Source organism: Pseudomonas putida, assembly GCA_029953615.1.
In the GTDB taxonomy this organism is placed as follows: Bacteria; Pseudomonadota; Gammaproteobacteria; order Pseudomonadales; family Pseudomonadaceae; genus Aquipseudomonas.
Window position 1 is genome coordinate 2731038 of sequence record CP124529.1, and the last position, 18580, is coordinate 2749617.

The window sequence follows — 18580 nt, forward strand, 5'->3', positions numbered from 1 at the left end:
ACTGTCCGCCAAATAGCCTGAATATAAAGAGGGGAGGCCAGGCTGTACCGCAGCCTGTAGCCTCCCCGAGCGTTTCTGGACTAAGCATGAGAATACTGATCATTGGCCCCAGCTGGGTCGGCGACATGGTGATGGCGCAGACCTTGTTCCAGTGCCTGAAACAGCAGCACCCCGACTGCGTGATCGATGTGCTGGCCCCCGAGTGGAGCCGGCCGATCCTCGAACGCATGCCCGAGGTCCGTCAGGCCCTGAGCTTCCCGCTCGGCCACGGCGCGCTGGAACTGGCCACGCGGCGACGCATCGGCAAGTCCCTGGCCGGCCAGTACGACCAGGCCATCCTGCTGCCCAACTCGCTGAAGTCGGCGCTGGTGCCGTTCTTCGCCGGTATCCCCAAGCGCACCGGCTGGCGCGGCGAAATGCGCTTCGGCCTGCTCAACGATGTGCGCAAGCTGGACAAGGCCCGCTACCCGCTGATGATCGAGCGCTTCATGGCCCTGGCCTATGAGCCGGGCCGCGAGCTGCCGCAGCCGTACCCGCGCCCCAGCCTGCAGATCGAAGCGCAAAGCCGCGACGCCGCCCTGGCCAAGTTCGGCCTGGAGCTGGACCGCCCGGTGCTGGCGCTGTGCCCCGGTGCCGAATTTGGCGAGGCCAAGCGCTGGCCGGCCGAGCATTACGCCAGCGTGGCCGATGCGATGATCCGCCAGGGCTGGCAGGTTTGGCTGTTCGGCTCGAAGAACGATCACCCGGTCGGCGAGCAGATCCGCGACCGGCTGATCCCGGGGCTGCGTGAAGAATCGTCCAACCTGGCCGGGGAAACCTCGCTGGCCGAAGCCATCGATCTGATGTCCTGTGCCGATGCAGTGGTGTCCAATGACTCCGGCCTGATGCACGTGGCTGCAGCCCTGAACCGCCCACTGGTGGCCGTTTACGGCTCGACTTCGCCGGGCTTCACTCCGCCGCTGGCCGAGCACGTCGAAGTGGTGCGCACCGGCATCGAGTGCAGCCCGTGCTTTGACCGCACCTGCCGCTTCGGCCACTACAACTGCCTGCGCCTGCTGGAACCGGGCAAGGTCATTGCCGCCCTGCACGGCCTGAGCGGGCCAGACCTGATCGATACCGTGGCCGAGGTCGACTAAGTGCGGGTACTGATCATCAAGACTTCGTCGCTGGGGGATGTGATCCACACCTTGCCGGCGCTTACCGATGCGGCCCACGCCATCCCGGGCATCCGCTTCGACTGGGTGGTGGAAGAAGGCTTCGCTGAAATCCCCGGCTGGCATCCGGCAGTCGACCAGGTGATCCCGGTGGCCATCCGCCGCTGGCGCAAGAACCTCTGGCAAACCATCAAGAGCGGCGAGTGGAAGGCGTTCAAGCAACGGGTACGCGAGCGCAAGTACGATCTGGTGATCGACGCCCAGGGCCTGGTCAAGTCGGCCTGGCTGACCCGCTATGTGAAGGCGCCGGTGGCTGGCCTGGACCGTTACTCGGCCCGCGAAGGCTGGGCCAGCCGCTTCTATGACCGGCGCCTGTCGGTTGCAACCGGCCAGCACGCGGTGGAGCGGGTGCGCCAGCTGTTCGCCATGGCCCTGGCCTATGACCTGCCGGAAGGCATCGGCAACTACGGCCTCGACCTCGAGCGCCTGCAACTGCCGCCGGCCGCCCCTTATGTGGTGTTCCTGCATGGCACCACCTGGGCGACCAAGCACTGGCCCGAAGCCTACTGGCGCGAACTGGCCGAGCGCATGGGCCGGCGCAAGCTTGAGGTGCGCCTGCCGTGGGGCAATCCGGCCGAGAAGGCACGGGCCGAGCGCATCGCCCAGGGGTTGAACAACTGCCAGGTACTCCCCAAATTGAACCTTGCCGGCGTTGCCCGCGTGTTGGCGGCGGCAAAAGCCTGCGTGGCGGTCGATACCGGCCTCGGCCACCTGGCGGCGGCACTCGATGTGCCCACCATTTCGCTGTTCGGCCCGACCAACCCGGGCCTGACCGGCGCCTACGGACGGACCCAGATTCACCAGGCCAGTGACTGGCCCTGCGCGCCCTGCCTGCAGAAGAAGTGCACCTACAAACCGAGCGCCGACGACCTGCGCCGGTTCGATCTGAAACGCGAGTGGCCGCTGTGCTTCACTCGCCTGAATCCCGAGCATGTGGCGAGCCGCTTGAGCGCGTTGCTGCTGGCTGAGGATGTCCGTTGATGCAACTGGCTTTCGTGCTTTATAAATATTTCCCCTTCGGCGGGCTGCAGCGCGACTTCATGCGCATTGCCCTGGAATGCCAGAAGCGGGGCCACCAGATTCGCGTGTACACGCTGATCTGGGAGGGTGACATTCCGCCGGGCTTCGAAGTGCTGGTGGCGCCGGTGAAGGCGATTTTCAACCACCGCCGCAACGAGAAGCTCAGCGCCTGGATGGCCGCCGACCTGGCCAAGCGCCCGGTCGACCGCCTGATCGGCTTCAACAAGATGCCTGGGCTGGACGTGTACTACGCCGCCGATGGCTGCTTCGAGGACAAGGCGCAGACCCTGCGTGGCGGCCTGTACCGCCGCTGGGGCCGCTACCGGCACTTTGCCGAGTACGAGCGTGCGGTGTTCGCCAAGGACGCCCACACCGAAGTACTGATGATTTCCGAAGTGCAGCAGCCGCTGTTCATCAAGCACTACGGCACCCCGGCGGAGCGTTTTCACCTTTTGCCGCCGGGCATTTCCCAGGACCGCCGCGCGCCGGCCAATGCCGGCGAAATCCGCGCCGAGTTCCGCAAGGAATTCAACCTGGGCGATGACGACCTGCTGCTGGTGCAGATTGGCTCGGGCTTCAAGACCAAGGGCGTCGACCGTAGCCTCAAGGCCCTGGCCGCACTGCCGTCTGCCTTGCGCAAGCGAACGAAGCTGATGGTGATCGGCCAGGACGACCCCAAGGTGTTCCAGTTGCAAAGCGCTACCTTGGGCCTGGGCGAGCAGGTGCAGTTCCTCAAGGGCCGCAGCGACATCCCGCGCTTCCTGCTGGGCGCCGACCTGCTGATCCACCCGGCGTACAACGAGAACACCGGCACGGTGCTGCTCGAAGCGCTGGTGGCTGGCCTGCCGGTGCTGGTCTCCAAGGTGTGCGGCTACGCCCACTACATTGCCGAGGCCGACAGCGGCCTGGTGCTGGACGAGCCGTTCGAGCAGGAACAGCTCAACGGCTACCTGCAGCGCATGCTCGAAGACCAGCAGGCCCGCGCCACCTGGTCGCGCAACGGCCTGGCGTTTGCTGAAACCGCCGATCTGTACAGCATGCCGCAGCATGCCGCCGACGTGATCCTGGGGCAGGAGTCTGCATGAAGCTGATACTGGCCGACCCGTTCAAGCGCCTGTGGGCCGGGCGTGATGCCTTCGACGCCGTGGAGGCGCTGCAAGGCGAGGTCTATCGCGAGCTGGAAGGGCGCCGCACGCTGCGCACCGAGGTCGCTGGCGAGGGCTTCTTCGTCAAGATCCACCGCGGCATCGGCTGGGGCGAGATCTTCAAGAACCTGCTTACCGCCAAGCTGCCGGTGCTCGGCGCCGGCCAGGAATGGCAGGCCATCCAGCGCCTGCACCAGGTTGGCGTGCCGACCATGACTGCCGTCGCCTATGGCGAACGCGGCAGCAACCCGGCCGCGCAGCACTCGTTCATCATCACCGAAGAACTGGCGCCAACCATCAGCCTGGAAGACTTCAGCATCGACTGGGTCAGGCAACCGCCCGAGCCGCGCCTGAAGCGAGCGCTGATCGCCGAGGTGGCGAAGATGACCGGCGGCATGCACCGCGCCGGGGTCAACCACCGCGACTGCTACATCTGCCACTTCCTGCTGCACACCGACCGCCCGGTGACGGCGGAAGACTTCAAACTGTCGGTGATCGACCTGCACCGCGCGCAAACCCGGGCGAAAATCAGCCGTCGCTGGCGTGACAAGGACCTGGCCGCGCTGTACTTCTCGGCGCTGGATATCGGCCTGACCCAGCGCGACAAGCTGCGTTTCCTGCGCGGTTACTTCCAGCGCCCGCTGCGGCAGATCCTGAAGGATGAAGCCGCGCTGCTCGCCTGGCTGGAGCGCAAGGCGCAGAAGCTCTACGACCGCAAGCAACGTTATGGGGATGCACTCTGATGGCGGGGTGGACACTGGCGCCGGGCTACGAACACCTGGCGGCGGACTTCGGCAGCCTCGATGCGGTATTTGCCCTGCAAGGCGAACGCCTGACCCGCGACCCGCTCAGCGAAGTGGTGCGTATCACGCGTGACGGGGTCAATTACTACGTCAAGCGTTACACCGGGGCCGGCAAGCACATGCGCCGCTACCTAGGTCGGCCGCGAATCAAGGCCGAATGGCAGAACCTCAAGCAGTTCCACAAGTGGGGCATCCCCACGGCCGAGGTGGTGGCCTGGGGCCTGGAGCGCAATGGCTTGGCCTTTGGCCGGGGCGCGATGATCACCCGCGAACTGCCGCGCACCGAAGACCTGTCGGCGCTGGCCGAGCGCAACGATGCGCGCCTGGCCGATCGCGCCTGGGTCGGGCATGTCAGCAGCCAGCTGGCGCGCCACACCCGGGTCATGCACCAGCACCATTTCGCCCATAACGACCTGAAGTGGCGCAACCTGCTGGTCGACGATCAGGGCACACTATTCTTCATCGACTGCCCCACCGGCGATTTCTGGCGCGGCTTCATGTGGCGGCACCGAATGATCAAGGACCTGGCCTGCCTGGACAAAGTGGCCAAATACCACCTGTCGGCAACCCAGCGCCTGCGTTTCTACCTGCAATACCGTGGCCGCGACCGGCTGAATGTGCGTGACAAGAAGCGCATTCGCCAGGTGGTGAGCTTTTTCGAGGGAAGGGAATGACCGATTACCTGGCCAGCGCGGACCTCGCGCTGCTCAAACGCCATGGCCTGGATGACTTCGAGGCGCTGTGGGCGCTGCAACTGGACGCCGTGGACGAACCGAACACCGGCCGCGGTGGCTGGAGCAGCGTGTTCCGCCTGGAGCTCGAAGGCAAGGGCTACTACCTCAAGCGCCAGAGCGACTACCTGACCCGAACCCTGCACCGGCCATTCGGCGAACCGACCTTCGCCCGCGAATTCCGCAATATCAGCCGTTACCAGAAGCTGCAGATTCCGGCCTTGCAGGCGGTGTTCTATGGCGAGCGCAAGCAAGGCGGCACGCACCGGGCGATCCTGATGACTCGCGCCCTGGACGAATGGGCTGACCTCGACAGCCTGCTGGCCCGGTGGCCACAACTGAGCGATGCTGAACGCAACGGCGTCCTGCAGGCCTGCGGCCAGCTGGCGCGTACCCTGCACGGTGCCGGCCAGGTACATGGCTGCTTCTACCCCAAGCACATCTTCCTGCGCCAGCGCCGCGAAGGCTGGGACGCGCAGCTGATCGATCTGGAGAAGACCCGCCCCCTGCTGTTCGGCATGCGTGACCGCCTCAAGGACCTGGAGCCGCTGCTGCGCCGCGCCCCGGTCTGGGGCGAACGCGATGTGCGTACCTTGCTGGCCAGCTACCTGGCGCAGCCGGCCGATGGCACGCTGGTCGACACCTGGTTGCAACGCCTGACGCAACGCCGTCGTGAAAAAGAGGCCCGCTGATGCGTTTGTCTGAATTGAAAGAGGCCGGGCGCAACCCCTCGTTGCCCCTGAGCATCACCCTGGCCGATGCCGCCGGCACGGCCGACCTGCAATTGCTCAGCTTGCTGCGCGTGCTGCCGGGCCAGCGCTATGTGGGGGCCGGCGTGTGGCGCGGTACACCGGTGCTGGCCAAGCTGTTGGTCGGTGGTAACGCGGCCCGGCATTTTCAGCGCGAACTGCAAGGCGTGAAGCTGCTGGCCGAGCAAGGCCTGACCACGCCGAAGCTGCTGGCAGACGGCCTCAAGGACGGTGAGGGTGGCTGGCTGCTGTTCGAGTTCCTCGACGGAGCCGAAAGCCTGGCTGATGCCTGGGCGGCAGTGGAAAACCAGCCGGTGCTGGCCGACGAGCAGCACATGGTGCTGGGCGAGGCGCTCACTGCGGTGGCGCACATGCATGCCCAGGGCATCTGGCAGGAGGACCTGCACCTGGACAACCTGCTGCGCCACGGCGGCAAGCTGTACCTGATCGACGGCGCCGGCATCAAGGCCGAAACGCCCGGCCAGCAGCTGTCGCGCCCGCGTGTGCTGGAAAACCTCGGAGTGTTCTTCGCCCAGCTGCCCAAGCGCCTGGAACCGTTCATCGAAGAGCTGCTGGTGCATTACCTGCTGGCCAACGCCGAACATGCGCTGCCGCTGGAGGCCTTGCAGAAGCAAGTGGACAAGGTGCGCAGCTGGCGCCAGAGGGACTACCTGGAAAAGGCTGGCCGTGAATGCAGCCTGTTCAGTGTCGAGCGCAGCCTTTCCGGCTTGCGGGCGGTCCGCCGCAACGAGGTCGAAGCCATGCTGCCGGTGCTGGAGCAAGCCGACGCGTTGATCGACCAGGGCCACCTGTACAAGACCGGTGGCGCGGCCAGTGTGGCGCGTATTGAAGTGGGTGGCCGCTCGCTGGTGCTCAAACGCTACAACATCAAGAACACCGCGCACTGGTTCAAGCGCTTCTGGCGGCCGAGCCGGGCCTGGCATTCATGGATCGAGGGCCACCGCCTGGAATTCCTCGACATCGCCACGCCGCGCCCGTTGGCGGTGCTTGAGCAGCGGGTGATGGGCCTGCGCAGCCGTGCCTACCTGGTCACCGAGTATGTCGATGGCCCGGACCTGGCCGAGTGCTTCGCGCCCTATGTGGAAAATGGTGAAGCACCGGAAGAGCAGGTGGACGCGCTGGTCCATTTGATGCAGCAACTGATCCGCGAACGCATCAGCCACGGCGACTTCAAGGGCCACAACCTGTTCTGGCACAACGGCCAGTGGTCGCTGATCGACCTCGATGCCATGTGCCAGCACGCCACCCAGCTCAGCTTCGCCCCGGCCTACGCCCGTGACCGGGCGCGGTTGCTGCGCAACTGGCCAAGTGGCAGTGCTTTGCATCAGCGGCTGGACCGGCTGCTGCCCAGGCTGGCCGAATAATCCGCGGGTAATGCCAGCCAGTCGCTGCCGCGGCCGGTCTGGCGAACCCGGATGCGCCATTCGCCGTCCTGATGACGCAGCACCGCCCAGGCGGGTACTGCGCCAGACAAGGCGTCGGGGAGAATCAGGTGATAATGCCCGACCAGAAGATGGCGCCGCACCGGCAGTTGCTGGTTGTGCAGCTGCAGGTAGTACGTGCCGTTGTAGCTGAACAGGTTGTTGTCCGCGCCATCCGCAGCGCCCTCAAGCAGGGTTTTCAGCCGGCACTGCTCGAGCAGGTGCGCGATGTCTGGCAAGCCGTCGTGCCAGAGCAGCGGAGAATCAACGACCAGGTTGCCATCCTGGTTACGCCTGATCGGCAGCTTCAGGTAGGCGTAAGGCTGGTCGGGGTCGGTGGCGCGCCAGCGCGCGCCGTCAAAACTGACATTGAAGTAACGGCCCAGGCTATCCCGTACGAAGTATTGGCTCAGCCCCGGGGAAGTTGACGGTTGTTCATAGACGGCCTCGCCATGCGCCGAATCGATCCGGTAGCGCAGCCTGGCAGCGACTGGCGCTGTTTCGTAATGGCCTGGCAGCGGCACCGGTGGTGGTTTGGGCAGCCCTCGCAAGGCACGGCGCATCAGGCTGGAGCCTGCCATTTCGTTCAGCCCGGCGGTGGCATGGCCAAGGGCAGCGACAGCATGGTGCAAGGCGCTTGCGTGGTCGTCCTGCTCGTAGGCCTCGAAGCCGTCCCATATGGAGATCGCCATGCGGCCGAATGCCAGGGTGATCAATGCCCGTTGCGGCAGTATGAACGTGACTATGTCCAGCACGAGCCTGAGCACGTTGACCGAGAATTCGCCCAGCAGTTCTTCATTGCTGCGGGTGACGGTATCGGTGTGGGCCATCAGGCTTTGCACCTCGGCGCGGTAAAGCGCCTGATACAGGTTGCCGGTAATGGCATCGCGAGTGATCAACGCGCCCAGCCGGCCTTTGTGCAACCGCTCCTTGAGTTTTTTCCCGCTGGCCCGTGGCAGGCGCTGGACCAGGTAGTCTTGCAATGCCGGGTCACTGCGAATGGCTCGGATCAGCGCCTTGGTATCACTGTATTCGCGCCAGTAGCGCCGGTCCGGAACGTCGGGGCAGTAGACGACGATACGTTTCGAGTGGTCTGGCGAAACCAGCAGCAATACGCCCATCAGCGTGTCGCCCTGCACCAGTAGCTGCTGGACTGTCACGCGCTGCTCGTTGAAATAGGGGCGGGCGCGGCTGTCCGGGGCGCTGATGACCGTGCTGGCCCAGCCATAGCCCTGTTCGAGTGTGTCGGTGAGAAAGTGGCCGACATAGCGTGCTTTCACTGCTTCGGCATTCATCCGTGCGCGGGTGATCTGTGCATGGGCCGTCTGGCGCCAACGGCCTTCGGGCGAATCGAGCAGTTGGGTGCGCAGGTAAGCCTGATAGCCACTGCCCGCATTCAGGCGTCGCACGATCTGTTTAACCCGCAGGGGTGTGAGCGCTGGCAGCGCTTCACCGTGCAGGTGGACATGCGCGGTCAGCCAGTAGTCCACGTCGAACCAGGCGATGTTCAGCAATGCCAGCTCATCCAGCCGGTAGGTATGCCTGACCAACTCGATGGTATCGCCTGCCTGGCGCCGGCTGGCTACCGGAACGTAGCCCGTGGTACTTCCTAGGGGTAGCGGGTTGATGATCGGCCCGACCTGTCGAGCCAGGGTCACACTGATGGTAATGTCACGCGGGTCGCAGTCCAGGCCCGGTTCGCGTTGCAGGTATTCGCGCAGGCGAAGGTTGACCCAGTTCAGCAGGGAATGCCTGTGGTTGAACTGTTCCAGGCTGAGGATGCCGGGAGCGCTGGCCGCTTCGATGGCCACGATCAGCTCCTGCAGGGTCTGCATGATGTGGGCGACGCCCTGCTGCGAAGTGGCGCGTAACCAGTTGGGTAGATGCTTTTCGAGTAGCAGGCCGTAGCGGTTGGCTAGCGGACCGCGGCTTCCGACGGAGCGCCGTATGTCAAGTGCCGCAGCCAGGGCCAGATCCAGCTGCTCGATATCGCGCTGTTTGCCGAGCTTCCAGGCCTGTTGCCAGCTGTAGCTCAGTTGCCTGGCCTGGGCATCGCGCAGGGTCGAGGCGAGGTATTCGGCCAGGTCTTCTGTATACCAGTCGTAGCGCAGGCGCTCTGAACGACGGGCGTTTTGCTGGTTGTCGGGGTCAATCATCAGTTGCAGCAAGTGTTCGCTCTGCTGCGGGTCTTCCAGGCGCTCGCATACCTCCGTGTGCAGGTCGGCCAGGTTGTCGAATGCCTCGATGCCGTGTGCGGCACTGCACAGCAGTACCCGGCCAACCTGCTCAAGGTGATCGAGCATTCGCCCTTCGGCGCCGTATTCGGTGAGCACCAGGAAACCTGGCACGTGGCCGCGCCAGTTAGGCGCCGTACTGTCGAGCAACAGGCGATAGGCCTGGGGACGCGCGGTGGTCGGCAAGTGGCGACGTTGCCAGGGCTGCGGCAGTTCCAGGTAGGTTCTCAAAATTTGCACATGCGCCGCTGACAGGGTCTGATCGGTGGTGCGCAGGCGGATCTCCGCATCCAGTTGCTCACGGTACAGCACGGCAAGGCGCACGGTACGGGTCAGGCCTTTGTTGTCCGGCTCCAGCCAGTACGCGGCCAGGCGGGCATGAAGCGTCTGACGAATGGTTTTGCAAAAGCTGTCGATATGGCCGTTGAAATCGACTGGCAGGCTGAGCGCCGGGTAGTCGGCATGCCTGATCGGACTGCCTGCGGGCAGGCGGAAGGTTCCGCCATCGAACAGATGGAAACCCACTAGCTGCAACAGTGGCTGGGACCCGAAGTACAGCGTGCGGGCATTGAGGTGAAAGGCCTGGGAATAGTCGCGCAAGCGTCAGGTCCAGGTTGTGCTCGACCCCCTCGATAGGTGGGAGCAGTGCATCAAGCTGGTTATCCAGGGTCTGGAAAAGGGGGGGGATCGGCATGGTCAGTCTCCTGTAGCAGGGGCGGACCATGCTGCGCCAAGGCGCCAGGGCTACTGTGTTAGCGGGCTACCTCAGCGGCGCCACAGGCCCCGTAGCGAAAACCACGCGGGCAGGCCCAGGCCTAGCCAGGCCAGCCCATCCCACCAGCCATTTCCGAGCAAGGCGGCGAACAGCCCCAGGGCTCCCAGCAATGCAATAAGCGCCGGCCAGGCGAAAATGCGCCAAGCGGGTCGTGACTTGTGGCTCATGCGCGCGCCTCCTTGGCTTTGCGCTGTTTGCCCCACCACAGATACAGGCCAATGGCGAGCACGATGATGGTCAGCACGTCGAGAATTGCCCAGAGGATCTGCATCGGTCGGCCTCCGTAATCGCCGAAGTGCAGCGGTTGCGACAGGCCCATGGCGTCCATGTACCAGGGGCGTTCACCGACTGCAGTCACTTGCAGGGTACGGGCGTCGATCAGCACGGGTGTGAACAGGTGCGAACTCAAGTGCGTGGCGCCGTTCATGAACACTGCATAGTGGTGTTCGCTGGAAAAGCGCGTACCTGGGAAAGCGATGAAGTCCGGGCGCATGCCCGGGGCGGCCTGTTCGGCAATCTCCAGCAGGCGAGTGGCTGTTGCACGCTGGGTGAGCGGTGGCGCGTCGCGGTAAGGCGCGACCATGGCGGCCAGGCTGTCGTTGCGCCAGGCGGCGATGACCAGGTCGGACAGCGCGCTGATCACACCGGTTATGCCCACCGTCAAGGCCCAGGCCAGGGTGACCACGCCGATCAGATTGTGCAGGTCGAGCCAGCGCAGGCGGCGGGATTTGCCGTGGCGTACCGTGGCGAAGTCCAGGCGACGCATGAACGGCGCATAGAGCACGGTGCCGGAGATGATCGCCACGACGAACAGCACGCCCATGAAGGCCAGCAGCAGCTTGCCTGGCAGGCCGGCGAACATGTCCACGTGCAGGCGCAGCATCAGCATCATGAAGCCGCCGTTGGCGGCCGGCATGGCCACGGCTTCGCCGGTGCGTGCGTCGAGCATGAAGGTGTGCGACAAGTTGGGGTCGGTGCCGGCGGTGGCGGCGGTGATGGCGACCACGCCGTCTGGTTCGTCTTCGTCATAGCCGAAGTACTGCAGGACTTCGCCGGGGCGGTGCTGTTCAGCCTTGATCACCAGCTGCTGCAGGTCGAGGTGTGGGGTGCCTGCCGGCATTTCGCGCAGTTCGGGCGCGTCGCCGAGCAGGTGTTCGAGTTCGTGGTGGAAGATCAGCGGCAGGCCGGTGACTGCCAGCAACAGCAGGAACAGGGTGCAGACCAGGCTGCTCCAGGTGTGGATTGTGGACCAGCGGCGAATGGTTGGGCTTTTCATCACGGTACCGGTGTTTGCCTGTTGGGAACCTGGGGCCGCAATGCGGCCCAATCGCCGGCAAGCCAGCTCCCACAAGGCCAGCGCAGGTCTCGGGCAATGCGCTGAATCTATGGGAGCCGGCTTGCCGGCGATTGGACTGCGAAGCAGCCTTTGCTCGCTCAGAACTTGTAGGTGGCGCTGGCCACAACGCTGCGCTCGTCGCCGTAATAGCAGTAGTACGAGTCACAGGTTGAGAGGTAATCCTTGTTCAGCAAGTTGGTTGCGTTGACCGCGACCGACGCCCCCTCGAGGCTGCTACTCAGGCGACCCAGATCGTAGTGCACTGCTGCATCGAAGACCGTATAGGCATTGGCCTTGCCCAGGTAGGTATTGGCCTGGTCGCCATAGGTATTGCCGGTATATCGCGCACCCAGGCCAATGCCGAAGCCGTCGAGCACGCCAGAGTGCCAGGTGTAGTCGCCCCACACCGATGCCTGCTGGTTCGGCATCAGCTGCAGGCGGTTGCCTTTGAACTGGCCATCCTGCACTTCTGACTTGGCCAGGGTGTAGGCGGCGATTACCTTCAGGTTTTCGGTTACATCGGAAACTGCTTCAAGCTCAAGACCACGGACTTTCACTTCGCCGGTCTGGCTGGTGACGCTGGTGTTTCCATCGTTGCTGGTGACCAGTACGTTCTTCTGTGTCAGGTCATACACCGCAGCCGAAAGCAGCGTGCTGGAGCCTGGTGGCTGGTACTTGATACCCAGTTCCCACTGCTTGCCCTCGGTTGGCTTGAACGAGTTCGTCGGATCTGCGTCGGCCTTGCTGGCGGGCTGGAACGACTCGGCATAGGACAGGTAAGGCACAAGGCCGGAGTCGAAGACGTAACTGATTGCAGCGTTGCCGCTGAAGTTACTGTCACGCTGGGTATTGGTGGCATCGCCCTTGTTGAAGAACTTGGTGCCGGTGTGCACCCAGTCCTCCCGGCCGCCCAAAGTCAGGCGCCAATTACCGAGTGCCATCTGGTCCTGAACGTACAGGCCGGTCTGGCTGGTTTTCTGGTCATAGTCGTAATAAGCATTCGAGCGGTCCGGGCGGGTGATCGGTAAACCGTGGGCCGGGTTGTTCACGTTGATGTCTGGCGCAGTGCCGTAGATCGTCAGGAAGTTGTTGTTGGTGCGCTGGTGATCCAGGCCAACCAGCACGGTGTGGCTGATGGCACCGGTGCTGAAGTCGGCCTGGAAGTTGTTGTCGACGGCGAACTGGCTGATGTCTTCATCCACGTTCGTCGTGCTGCGGCCGGTATTGCCTTCGTCGTCCACGACAAAGCCAAAATCTGCGAAACCCGGGTTGTAGCTGTTCACCGTAACCGTCTGGAACGAAAGCTCCGATTTGGTATAGCGCAGATTCTGACGGAACTGCCAGACATCATTGAGACGGTGCTCGAATGCGTAGCCCAGCGCGTAGTAGGTGCGGTCATAGAACTCGTAGTCCGGGTCGCCGAGGTTCTTGTGGTGTGAAATCTTGCCGAACGGCATGTCGATCTTGGTGCCCTGAATCGGCCGGAACTGGCTGGTGACCCCGGTATCGTCACGGGTGAACTGGCTGAGGAAGGTCAGCGAGGTGTCTTCGTCGATGTTCCAGGTCAGGCTCGGGGCGATGTTGTAGCGCTTGTTGTCGATATGGTCGATCTGTGTGCCGCTGTCGCGGATGACACCGCTGACGCCATACAGCAGGCGGCCTTCGGCGTCGACCTTGCCGGTGCTGGCGAAGTTGATCTGGCGATGGTTGTCGCTGCCATATTGAAGCTCGATTTCGTGGGCACTTTCGGCCTGCGGGCGGCGGCTCACCATGTCGAGCAGGCCGCCGGGTGGGGTCTGGCCATAGATCGAGGAAGCCGGGCCGCGCAACAGGGCGAGGCGGTCGAGATTCCAGGTTTCGGCTTTCGGGTTGGCATATACGCCACGTGGCAGCGGCAAGCCATCGAGGAACTGGGTCGGCTCGAAGCCACGCACGCGCATCCAGTCATAGCGCGTGTCGCTGCCAAAGCTGGCGGACACGATGCCGGGCATGTAGCGCACGGCATCGTCGAGGCTGTGCACGCCACGGTCTTTCATCTGTTCGCGGGTGGCAACGGAGATCGAGCGCGGCACTTCGACCAGTGCGGTATCGGTCTTGGTGCCAGCGGCAGTGCGCTGGGCAACGTACCCTTCGACCGGGCCCCAGGCGCTTTCGCTGATGCTGGCAGCTTCGACGGTGGTTTCCGGAAGTGCCAGGGTACCGTCCGGGACCGCCACCAGGCTGTAGCTGCCCACGCTGCTCTGTTGCAGCTGCAGGCCGGTGCCGCGCAGGGCTGCCTGCAGGGCACCGAGGCCATCGTACTGTCCGCTCACCGGGGCCGAGGTGCGACCGCTGACCAGTGCCGGGTCGATGGCCAGGGCGATGCCGGCCTGGCTGGCGATCTGGTTGAGGGTGGTGGCCAGCGGGGCGCTGGGCAGGTCGTAGGCGCGCTGAGCGGATTGCTCGGCGGCGAACAGGGCAGGGCTGGCCAATGGCGCGGCCACGGTGATGGCCAGGGCTATCAGGCCGGGGCACAGGATACGATCAACAGCACGGGACATGCAGCGGCTCCTCGACGGAAAAGTGCTTACTGCTTCCTTGCCGAGCGAGATTTGGAAAGTGACAGGGCGAATCTGAAAAATATCGAGAATTATTTGGAGTTGATTTCTGCCTGTGCCGGCCCTTTCGCGGGCTTGCCCGCTCCCACAGGTACCACACAGGTTTCAAGCACGGTGGGGTACTTGTGGGAGCGGGCGAGCCCGCGAAGAGGCCGGTACAGGTTTATTTGGGACCGACGGTCACCCACCACTGGGTATGCCGCTCGATCTTCACCGGCAGTGCCGGCACCAGCGACGACAGCGCCAGGTCGGTGTCGGTCAGCGGGAAGCTGCCGGTCACACGCAGGTCGGCGACCTTGTCGTCTACCCCCAGGTAACCGCTGCGGTACTTGCCAAGCGCGGCCAGCAGGTCAGCCAGGCGTACGTTGTCCACCACCAGCATGCCGCGGGTCCAGGCGTCGGCACCGGCGGGCACCGTGCCGACCCGGCCAAGGCCGTTGGCATTCATCAGCACCTGCTGGCCTTCGCGCAGCACCTGTTCGTCGCCGCTGTTCAGCGGCATGGCGGCGACCGAGGCTTGCAGCACTTCCAGGCGTGTGCCGTCGCCCTCGCGGCGCACCAGGAAGCGCGTGCCCAACGGGCGCAGGCGGCCATCGTCGGTGCGTACCAGCAGCGGGCGCGGGTCCTGGTGACCGGTTTCGACCGAGATCTCGCCCTGGTGCAGCACGATCACCCGTTGCTCGCCGGCGTAGTCGATGTCCACGGCAGTGTGGCTGTTCAGGCTCAGCAAGGTGCCGTCTTCCAGGCGCAGGGTACGCAGTTCGCCGGTGGCGGTGCGCTGGTCGGCCAGCCAGTAGCTCGGTGCCAGCGACGGCGCGCCGACCCAGGCCAGCAGTGAGCCCAGCAGGAACATGCCGGCCAGCCCGGCGCTGCCCTTGCCGATACGTCGGCGCAGGCCGGCGCGCGATTGCAGCAGGGCCTGGCGTGCCGGGCCAGCAGCGGTGTTCACCCGCTGGTCCATGGCGCCAAGTTGGTGCCAGGCGCGGGCGTGCTCCTCGCTGGCGGCATGCCAGCGCATGAATTCGCTGCGCTCGTCCGGTGTGCCGCTGCCGTTGTCGAGGCTGAGTTTCCAGGCAATGGCGGCTTCCAGCACCTGGGACGATACCGGTGCACTGCTCACGTCGGCTCCCCGTACAGGGCCACGTAACACTGGCGCATGCCCTGGGCGATGTACTGGCGCACCCGCGACACCGAAACCCCCAGGCGTTCGGCAATTTCGGCATGGCTCATGCCGTCCAGGCGATTGTGCAGGAAAGCTGCGCGGGCCTTGCTCGACAGCTTGCCGAGCAGGCGGTCGATGGCCTTGAGGTCCTCGAGGACCAAGTGCTGCACTTCCGGGGACGGTTGCTCGGCCTCAGGCATCAGGGCCAGTTCGGCCAGGTAGGCCTGTTCCAGCGCGGCGCGGCGGAAGTGGTCGAACATCAGGCCCTTGGCCACGGCGGCCAGGAATGCGCGGGGTTCGCGGGGCGTATCCAGATGCGCGCGGCCGAGCAGGCGCACGAAGGTGTCCTGGCTCAGGTCTTCGGCACGCTGGCGGCAGGCCATGCTGCGCTGCAGCCAGGCAAGCAGCCAGCCGCGATGGTCGCGGTACAGCGCACCGACCAGATCGGCGTGTGGGCTCTGTGCAGAAGACAAGCAGCGTCCCCCTGGAACGTATGCATTAACTAACGATAATTATTCGCGATTGTTGCAGAGGGGAGGGGGTGGGTGCAATGGACGCTTATCGGATGGCCCATCATGGAAGGTGTGTCACCTGTGCAGGCCTCTTCGCGGGTTTACCCGCGAAGAGGCCTGCAAGGTCAATGCAAGGCTACAGGCCGTGGCTCTGCACCTTGCGTCGCCGCCACCCGCGCAACCGCTGCTCTAGCTGCAACGGGCTGTCCAGCTGCTGGCGCCGGGCCTGGCTGAGCAGGATCAGCGCCAGTTCGGCGGTGACCAGCGCATCGGCGCTGGCATGATGGCGCTCCTCCACCTGCAGGCCAAACCGTGCCACCCAGTCATCCAGCCCGGCCTCGCGCAGCACGGTGTCGGGGTTGAGCATCGGCGCCAGCTCGGCAACATCCAGGAAGTGCGACTGCAAGCGATAGCCCAGGCTTTCCTTCAGCGCCCGGGCCAGCATGCGCTGGTCGAACGGCGCATGGAATGCCAGCACCGGGCTATTGCCAATGAAGTCGAGCAGATCGAGCAAGGCCTCGGCCGGGTCGCAGCCGGCAGCCAGGGCACTCGGCCCCAGGCCGTGGATCAGCACGCTGGCGTTGGTCTTCTGCGTTGGTCGGTGCAGGGTGCGTTCGAACTGCTGGGCAAAGTCGATGGCGCCATCTTCGATGGCCACTGCCCCGATCGACAACACCTGGTCACGGCTGGGGTTCAGGCCGCTGGTCTCCAGGTCCAGCACCACCCAGCGCTGCTCGCGCAGGGTACACACCCCGAGAGGCATGGCCTTGGGCAGGCGGGCCAGGCGCTGGCGCGTGGCATGGTCCAGTTCGGGCGCGCTGGGGCGCAGCCAGGCGAACAGGCTCATAGCTGGTACCGCAAGGCCAGGCTGCTTTGCAGGCGCTGAGCCTGGCGCAGGGACTCGCGCAGGATGCGCCGGTCCAGGTGGTTGAGGTTGTCCGGGTCCAGGCGGTTGGAATAGGGCAGGTTGTCGCGGGTCTGGCGCTGGTGCTGTTGCATGCGGGTTTGCTGGATGAAGTGGTAGGCCTCCTCGTAGGCTGCACCGTCCAGCGGCTCGATCACGCCCTTGGCCACCAGCTGGCGCAGGCGTTCCAGGGTATTGCAGGCACCGATGCCGTTGGCCAGAGCCAGCAGCCGGGCACCATCGACGAAGGGCGTCAGGCCCTGGACCTTGAGGTCGAGGGTAGCGGCCTTGGTCGTTGCCTTGGCGGGTCAGCACGAACTCGCGCAGGCGGCCCACCGGTGGGCGCTGGCGCAGGGCGTTGTCAGCCATCATGCGCTGGAAGATGCGGTTGTCGGCCACCTGGTCGAGCAGGCCTTGGCGCAGTTGCTCGCAGCCTTGCTCGTCGCCCCACACCACACGCAGGTCGAAGTAGATGCTTGAGCCCAGCAGGTTCTCCGGGCTGGCTTCGCGGACAAAACCGGCAAAGCGCCGCGCCCACTCACTGCGCGACAGGCACAGTTCCGGGTTGCCGGCCATGACGTTGCCCTTGCACAGGGTGAAGCCGCACTGGGCCAGGCACTGGTTGATGTATTGCGCCAGCGGCAGCAGGCGGGCGCGGATGGCCTCGGCTTCGGCGCTGTCGGCGGCTTCGAAGAGGATGCCGTTGTCCTGGTCGGTGTGCAGGGTTTGTTCACGTCGCCCTTCGCTGCCAAAGCACAGCCAACTGAACGGCACACCCGGATCACCGCGCTCGGCCAGTGCCAGTTCGATCACCCGGCACACGGTATGGTCGTTGAGCAGGGTGATGATCTGGGTGATCTGCGTGGATGACGCGCCATGGGCCAGCATGCGCTCGACCAGCTGGCTGATTTCGCCACGCAGCGAGACCAGGGTGTCCAGGCGTGGCGCATGGCGGATGGTGCGCGCCAGGTGCACCAGGTCGACCCGTTGCAGCGAGAACAGGTCGCGCTCCGAAACCACCCCGCACAGACGCCGGTTTTCCACCAGGCATACATGGGCGATATGCCGTTCGGTCATGGCCATGGCCGCGTCGAAGGCGCTTGCCTGGGGGGTAAGGTAAAACGGCTGGGCGGTCATGTGCCGCGCGATGGGGGCGCTCAGGTCGGTATCGGCCGCTGCCACCACCTGGCGCAGGTCGCGCAGGGTGAAGATACCGGTGGGGTAGCGCTGCGGGTCGACCACTACGATGCTGCCGACCTGCTGCTCATGCATCAGCCGCACGGCATCGCGCAGGGGCGTGTCGGGGCTGCATACCACCGGGTGGCGCATGGCCAGTTCGCCCAGGGGTGTGTTCAACGAATACTGGGTGCCGAGGGTTTCCACCGCGCGCTGGCGTACCTGCTGGTTGACCTGGTCGAGCAGGCTGCTGACCCCGCGCAGGGCAAAATCGCGGAACACTTCCGACATCGAGAACACGCGGATGAATGCGGCCTTGTTCAGTTGCAGGCAGAAGGTGTCCTCACCGGCCAGGTGCTCGGTGCGGGTCGCCCGCTCGCCAAGCAGGGCAGCCAGCGGGAAGCATTCGCCGCTGGTGATTTCAAAGGTGGTTTCCACACCCGGCTTGACCAGGTGCTGGCGCTCGCCGACCACGCGGCCCTGCTTGACGATGTAGAAGTGCTCGACCGGCCCGTCGGCAGGTTTGACGATGCTTTCGCCGCTGGCATAGAAGCGCAGCTGGCACTGTTCGACCAGGTAGGCCAGGTGGCTGTGTTCCATCTGGTTGAACGGCGGAAAAGCGCTGCAGGAACTGCAGGGTGCCCTGGATGTTCTGCAGCACTGCTGTCCTGCCCGCCTGGTTGTAGGCGTCCTTTTTGCTCATGAAACTGACCGTATCGCTATGCCGAACTATATATCTATATATATAGGTGCCGACCATGTTGTTCTCTGCCTCCATGG

General features: G+C 64.7%; 14 protein-coding genes and 1 pseudogene. 7 read left to right on the plus strand and 8 right to left on the minus strand.

The annotated features are described in order from the left end of the window. The first annotated feature begins 86 nt into the window (after window positions 1-86). The 7 genes from waaF to QIY50_12440 are packed head-to-tail and all read left to right on the plus strand — an operon-like array spanning window position 87 to window position 7047. The gene (gene waaF / locus QIY50_12410) at window positions 87-1136 is read left to right on the plus strand and encodes a lipopolysaccharide heptosyltransferase II (protein WGV22877.1); all 1050 of its coding nucleotides are present in this window, start codon (window positions 87-89) and stop codon (window positions 1134-1136) included. After that, window positions 1137-2195, plus strand: coding sequence for a lipopolysaccharide heptosyltransferase I (gene waaC / locus QIY50_12415; protein WGV22878.1), 1059 nt, complete (start codon window positions 1137-1139; stop codon window positions 2193-2195). Next, on the plus strand, window positions 2195-3319 hold the full coding sequence (locus tag QIY50_12420; GenBank protein WGV22879.1) for a glycosyltransferase family 4 protein: 1125 nt from the start codon (window positions 2195-2197) through the stop codon (window positions 3317-3319). The genes waaC and QIY50_12420 overlap by 1 nt, the downstream gene beginning before the upstream one ends. After that, window positions 3316-4122 (plus strand): lipopolysaccharide core heptose(I) kinase RfaP, encoded by an 807-nt coding sequence (gene rfaP / locus QIY50_12425; protein WGV22880.1) that lies wholly within the window; start codon window positions 3316-3318, stop codon window positions 4120-4122. Before QIY50_12420 ends, rfaP begins: the two co-directional genes overlap by 4 nt. Next, window positions 4122-4856, plus strand: coding sequence for a lipopolysaccharide kinase InaA family protein (locus tag QIY50_12430; GenBank protein WGV22881.1), 735 nt, complete (start codon window positions 4122-4124; stop codon window positions 4854-4856). The genes rfaP and QIY50_12430 overlap by 1 nt, the downstream gene beginning before the upstream one ends. After that, complete coding sequence (locus QIY50_12435; GenBank protein WGV22882.1) at window positions 4853-5605, plus strand: lipopolysaccharide kinase InaA family protein; 753 nt, start codon at window positions 4853-4855, stop codon at window positions 5603-5605. The genes QIY50_12430 and QIY50_12435 overlap by 4 nt, the downstream gene beginning before the upstream one ends. Beyond that, on the plus strand, window positions 5605-7047 hold the full coding sequence (locus QIY50_12440; protein WGV22883.1) for a lipopolysaccharide kinase InaA family protein: 1443 nt from the start codon (window positions 5605-5607) through the stop codon (window positions 7045-7047). The genes QIY50_12435 and QIY50_12440 overlap by 1 nt, the downstream gene beginning before the upstream one ends. Here the strand turns inward: QIY50_12440 and QIY50_12445 are convergent. From QIY50_12445 to QIY50_12480, 8 genes and pseudogenes are all read right to left on the minus strand, one after another. Further along, window positions 7008-9938 (minus strand): hypothetical protein, encoded by a 2931-nt coding sequence (locus QIY50_12445; GenBank protein ID WGV22884.1) that lies wholly within the window; start codon window positions 9936-9938, stop codon window positions 7008-7010. The two genes, QIY50_12440 and QIY50_12445, sit on opposite strands and share 40 nt — an antisense overlap. Before the next feature lie 165 nt (window positions 9939-10103). Next, the gene (locus QIY50_12450) at window positions 10104-10280 is read right to left on the minus strand and encodes a hypothetical protein (GenBank protein ID WGV22885.1); all 177 of its coding nucleotides are present in this window, start codon (window positions 10278-10280) and stop codon (window positions 10104-10106) included. Then, a complete protein-coding gene (locus QIY50_12455; GenBank protein WGV22886.1) occupies window positions 10277-11389 on the minus strand; it encodes a PepSY-associated TM helix domain-containing protein in 1113 nt (370 codons plus the stop codon). The genes QIY50_12450 and QIY50_12455 overlap by 4 nt, the downstream gene beginning before the upstream one ends. A 158-nt stretch (window positions 11390-11547) precedes the next feature. Then, window positions 11548-13989, minus strand: coding sequence for a TonB-dependent siderophore receptor (locus QIY50_12460; protein WGV22887.1), 2442 nt, complete (start codon window positions 13987-13989; stop codon window positions 11548-11550). A 220-nt stretch (window positions 13990-14209) separates the two neighbouring features. Further along, window positions 14210-15166, minus strand: coding sequence for a FecR family protein (locus QIY50_12465; protein ID WGV22888.1), 957 nt, complete (start codon window positions 15164-15166; stop codon window positions 14210-14212). Further along, window positions 15163-15681, minus strand: coding sequence for an RNA polymerase sigma factor (locus tag QIY50_12470; protein WGV22889.1), 519 nt, complete (start codon window positions 15679-15681; stop codon window positions 15163-15165). Before QIY50_12470 ends, QIY50_12465 begins: the two co-directional genes overlap by 4 nt. Before the next feature lie 175 nt (window positions 15682-15856). Continuing rightward, window positions 15857-16567: a 3'-5' exonuclease gene (locus QIY50_12475; protein ID WGV22890.1), complete on the minus strand. Its 711-nt coding sequence runs from the start codon at window positions 16565-16567 to the stop codon at window positions 15857-15859. Continuing rightward, a pseudogene (locus tag QIY50_12480) lies at window positions 16564-18503 on the minus strand (putative nucleotidyltransferase substrate binding domain-containing protein). The gene QIY50_12475 and the pseudogene QIY50_12480 overlap by 4 nt, the downstream one beginning before the upstream one ends. Window positions 18504-18580 lie beyond the last annotated feature (77 nt).